Annotated in this window: 2 protein-coding genes; both read left to right on the top strand. The window is 73.6% G+C overall.

The features are described 5' to 3' along the window. The coding region (locus NK214_RS24570) for a non-ribosomal peptide synthetase (RefSeq protein ID WP_253315764.1) at window positions 1-4,746 on the top strand (4,746 nt) is incomplete at its 5' end. After that, window positions 4,739-5,385: MFS transporter (locus tag NK214_RS24565; protein ID WP_253315763.1), on the top strand; the 647-nt coding region annotated here is incomplete at its 3' end. The genes NK214_RS24570 and NK214_RS24565, both read left to right, overlap by 8 nt.

Raw genomic sequence — 5,385 nt, 5'->3', positions numbered from 1 at the left:
GCCGAGGTCAACCGCTTCCTCGCCTGGCTGGATCATGATCCGGCCAACAGCGCGGCCGACGACGAAGCCGACGACGGCCAGCCCTGGCGGGCGCAAGCGCCGTCTGACGCCGCCGAGCCGGCCGAACTGCTGGCCGAAGCCGCGGCCGCCGGCCTGGCCGCCCGCCTCAGCTGGAGCGAGGACGCCGCCGACGGCCGTTTCGACCTGGCCTTGGCCGCCGCGGCCGACGCCTTGCCGCCGCTGGCGCTGGAACGGCTGGACGGGAACGACGACGGCGAGCCCGCCGCCTGCTTCAACACCCCCGCGCAAAGCCAGCCGCGCGACGCGCTGGGACCCGAGCTGCGCCGCCATCTGGCCGCGCACCTGCCCGACTACATGCTGCCGGCCGCCTTCGTCACCCTGGACAAGCTGCCGCTAACCCATAGCGGCAAGCTGGACTGGCGCGCCTTGCCCGAGCCCGGCCAGGCCCAACAAGGCGGCGCCGACGCCGGAGCGCCGCCGCGCAACCGCGCCGAAAACGAAGTGGCCCGCCTCTGGGGCGAGGTCTTGGGCGTCAGCGGCCTGGGCCGCGAACAGAACTTCTTCGAAGCCGGCGGCCACTCCCTGCTGGCCACCCGGGTCATGTCCAGGCTGCGCGCCGAATTCGGCGTCGAACTGCCGCTGCGCACCCTGTTCGAACACCCGACGGTGGCCGAATTCGCCGCCGCGCTGGCGGCACGCGTCGCGCTGGAAGACCCCGCCGCGCCGGCCTCCGCGCCGGAGCGCCGCATCCCGCCGGCCGACCGCTCGCGGCCGCTGCCGGCCTCCTTCGCCCAACAGCGCTTCTGGTTCCTGGAACGGCTGGACCAGGGCGAACACGGCGTCTACAACATCGCCCAGGGCCTGCGCCTGCGCGGCCGCCTGGACCTGGCCGCGCTGCGCGCCGCGCTGGCCGGCGTGGTCCGCCGCCACGAGGCGCTGCGCACCCGTTTCGCGCTGAGCGACGGCGAGCTGCGGCAAATCGTCGACGGTGGCGACGGGCCGCAACTGCAGGAACTGACGCTGCGCGTGGACGCCGGCGACAGCCTGGACGCGGCGCTGAATCGCGCCGCCGACGCCTTCGCCCGGCCCAAGTTCGACCTGGAGGCCGCGCCGCCGCTGCGCTTCGCCCTGCTGCGCATCGGCCCGGACGACGCCGCGCTGCTGATCGCGCTGCACCACGCGCTGTCCGACGGCTGGTCGCTGGGCGTGCTGGTGCGTGAATTCGGCGAGCTCTACGCCGCCGCGCGGGAACAACGCCCGCCCAGCCTGCCCGCCCTGCCCATCCAGTACGGCGACTTCGCCCAATGGCAGCGCGACGCCCTGTCCGGCGAACGCTACGACCAGATGCTGGCGCGCTGGAAAACGCGCCTGGCCGACGCCCCGGCGGCGCTGGAACTGCTGGGCGACCGGCCGCGCGGCGCCGGCGGTCCGCGCCGCGGGCGCTTCGTCCGCTTCGATTTCTCGCCGGCGCAGACCCAGAACTTGCGCCGGCTGGCCGAGCGCGCCGGCGGCACCCTGTTCATGGTGCTGCTGGCCGGCTACGCCGAACTGCTGTCCCGCTACAGCGGCCAGCGCGATCTGGTGATAGGCAGCCCCATCGCCAACCGCAATCACCTGGACCTGGAGGGCCTGATCGGCTGCTTCGTCAACACCCTGGCGCTGCGCGTCGATCTGAGCGGCGCGCCCAATGCGCTGCAACTGCTCTCGCGGGTCCGCGACGTGGTGCTGGAAGCCTACGAACTGCAGGACATGCCGTTTGAAACCATCGTCGACGCGCTGCGGCTGGAGCGCTCGCTGGCGCGCAACCCGCTGTTCCAGACCATGCTGGTGCTGCAGAACGCGCCGCTGGACACGCTGCGCCTGCCGGGGCTGGAGCTGGAAACCCTGTCCAACGACGACAGCTCGCCGCGCTTCGATCTGACCCTGACCGTGCACGAAGCCGACGGCGGCCTGCAGGCGATGCTGGAATACGACGTCGACCTGTTCACCGACGCCGGCGCGCGTAGCCTGGCCTCCCGGCTGCAACGCTTGCTGCTGGCCATGGCCGACCAGGCGGAACAGCCCTTGCCGCGCCTGGCGCTGCTGGACGCGGACGAAAGCCGGCGGCTGCTGGCGGACGACGGCGACGCGGCGTCCGCGCCGGCCACCCTGCTGCCCCTGATCGAGGCCAGCGCCGCCGCCGCGCCGGAAGCGACGGCCTTGAGCGACGACCGCCTCAGCCTGAGCTACGGCGAACTCAACCGCCGCGCCAACCAGCTGGCGCGCGGCCTGATCCGGCTCGGCGTCGGCCCGGAAGACATCGTCGCCATCGCGCTGCCGCGCTCCGCCGACACCGTGGTGGCCATGCTGGCCGCGCTGAAAGCCGGCGCCGCCTATCTGCCACTGGACCTGGACTACCCGCCGGCCCGTATCGCCTTCATGCTGCAAGACGCCGCCCCGCGCTGCGTGCTGACCCTGAGCGACGCCACGCTGCCGGACGGCGCGGCGCGGCTGAATCTGGACGAGCCGGCCCTGCAAGCGCAACTGGCCGCGCTGCCGGACGGCAACCCCGCCGACGCCGAGCGCGTCCGCCCGCTGCGGCCCGAGCACCCCGCCTACCTGATCTACACCTCCGGCTCCACCGGCGTCCCCAAGGGCGTGGCGATCCAGCACGGCAATCTCCACGCCTCCACCGCCGCCCGCCTCGCCTTCTATCCGGCGGAACTGTCGCGGCCGGGCACCGCCTTCCTGCTGCTGCCCTCCTTCTCCTTCGATAGCTCGGTGGCCCTGCTGTTCTGGTCGCTGGCCTGCGGCGGCCGGCTGATCCTCAGCCGCGCCGGCGGCCAGCTGGAGCCCGGCTACCTGGCCGGCCTGGTGGAGCGCGAGCGGGCCGAAGTCTGGCTCAGCCTGCCCTCGCTGTACCGGACCGTGGCCCAGGCCCAGCCCGCCGGCTGGGGCGGATCGCTGCGCGCGGTCCTGTTCGGCGGCGAAACGGTGTCGGCCGGCGATCTGATAGGCGAAGGCCGGCGCTTCTACAACGAATACGGCCCCACCGAAGCCACCGTCTGGGGCACCGCGACGGAAATCGCCGCGCGCGACGGCCAGCCCGTCGACATCGGCCGCGCCATCCCCGGCTACCGCGCCTACATCCTGGACGAGGCCTTGCAGCCGACGCCGCCCGGCCTCGCCGGCGAACTCTACCTCGCCGGCCCCGGCGTCGCCCGCGGCTATCTGCGCCGCCCGCGGCTCACCGCGGAGCGCTTCCTCCCCAACCCCTTCCGCTGCGGCGAGCGGATTTACCGCACCGGCGACCGCGCGCGCTGGCTGGCGGACGGCCGCATCGAATACCTGGGCCGCGGCGACCAACAGCTGAAGCTGCGCGGTTATCGCATCGAAACCGGCGAGATCGAAGCCGCCCTCAGCGCCCAGCCCGGCATCGCCGCCGCCGCGGTGGCGCTGCATCACGCGCCGCCCGCCGCCGCGCGGCTGGTGGGCTATCTGGTGCCGGCGGACAGCGAGGCGGACACCGCCGCGCTGCGCCGCGCGCTGGCCGAACGGCTGCCGGAATACATGATTCCCAGCGCCTGGGTCAGCCTGCCGGCGCTGCCGCTGACACCCAACGGCAAGCTGGACCGCCGCGCGCTGCCGGCGCCGGAACTGGCCGCGCGCGCCTACCGCGCGCCAAGCACCCCGCTGGAAACGCAGCTGGCCGCGCTGTTCGCCGCCGTTCTGGGCCTGCCGCGCATCGGCGTGGACGACAGCTTCTTCGACATGGGCGGCCACTCGCTGCTGACGCTGCAACTGCTGTCCCGCATCCGCGAGGAACTGGGCGTGGAGCTGCCGCTGGCCTCGCTGTTCACCTCCGGCACCGTCGCCGAGTTCGCCCGGCTGGTGGCCGAGGCCGGCCAGGCCGCCGCGCCGTCGGTGCTGGTGCCGATCCGGACCGACGGCGACGACGGCACCCTGCTGCTGGTCCACGACGGTTCCGGCCAGATCATCGGCTATCAAAAACTGGTGGAGCGGCTGTCGCCGCGCTGGCGCGTCTACGGCCTGCAAGCGGCGGGGCTGGACCCGGCCGTCGCCGCCGACGACAGCGTGGCGGCCATGGCCGAGCGCTACGCCGCCGCCGTGCGGCAAGCCGGCCTGCCCGGACCGCTGATCCTGGCCGGCCACTCCTTCGGCGCCGCGGTGGCGGCGGAGCTGGCGCGGCGGCTGGTCGAGACCGGCGTCGAAGTCAGCCTGCTGGCGGCGCTGGACGCGCCGCCGCGCCCGGACGCCGGCTTCCTGAACGAGCTGCCCCAGGACGAGGCCGGGCTGCTGCATTACATGGCCCGCACCGTGGAAATCGCCACCGGCAAAACGCTGGCCGTCTCGGAAGACATGCTGCGGCCGCTGGACCGCGCCGGGCGCTTCGCGCTGCTCAGCCGGCAGGTGCGGGCCTCCGGCCTGTTCCCCCAGGGCATGGATCCGCGCCGGGTGGAAGCGATGTTCGACGTCTACCGCGCCAACCTGCTCAGCCTGCGCGGCCATCAGCCGCAAACCGCGCCCTGCCCGGTGGCGGTGTGGGTCACCGACGGGCTGGCCGCCAGCATGGCCGGACCGGCCGACCTGGGCTGGTCCGACTACGCCGCCGGCCCGGTCCAGGTGTTCCGCGCCGCCGGCGAACACGCCGACATGCTGCGCGAGCCGCATGTGGCCGGGCTGGCGGACAGCTTGGAGCGCGCGATGCGAGAACGCCATGTCTAAGCCCATGTCCGCCGCCCTCGCCGCCCCGCCGTCCTCGCTCTGGCGCGACCGGCGCTTTCTCTGGCTCTCCGCCGCCTGGTTCTGCTCCATCCTGGGCCAGCAGACCGCGCTGATCGCCCTGCCCTGGCTGGTGCTGCAGCTGGGCGGCGACGGCCTCGCCCTCGGCCTGGTCGTCACCGCGATGGAACTGCCGCGCGCGGTGTTCATCATCGTCGGCGGCGCGGTGGCGGACCGGCACTCGCCGCGGCGGGTGTTCCAGTGCTCGCTGCTATGCTGCGCGGCGCTGCTGGCCCTGCTAGGCTACGCCGCCTACCGCGGCGGGCTGCCCTTGGCCTGGCTCTATCCCTTCGCCGCCGCCATGGGCGTCGTCGCCGCCTTCACCGGGCCGTCGGCCGCCGCCCTGCTGCCCAACACCGTGCCGGAAGACAGGCTGCAACAGGCCAACTCCGTGTTCATGGCGGTCAACCAGCTCACCTTGCTGACCGGCCCCATGCTGGCCGGCGCGCTGATCGCCCTGCCCGGCGTCCGCGCCGGCGGCGGCCTGGGCCTCGCCTTCCTGTTGGGCGGCGAAACGGTGTCGGCCGGCGATCTGATAGGCGAAGGCCGGCGCTTCTACAACGAATACGGCCCCACCGAAGC

The organism is Chromobacterium sp. S0633, from assembly GCF_024158805.1.
In the GTDB taxonomy this organism is placed as follows: Bacteria; Pseudomonadota; Gammaproteobacteria; order Burkholderiales; family Chromobacteriaceae; genus Chromobacterium.
The sequence above is the reverse complement of the archived record's forward strand: the minus strand, read 5'-3'. Positions and strand labels throughout refer to the sequence as shown.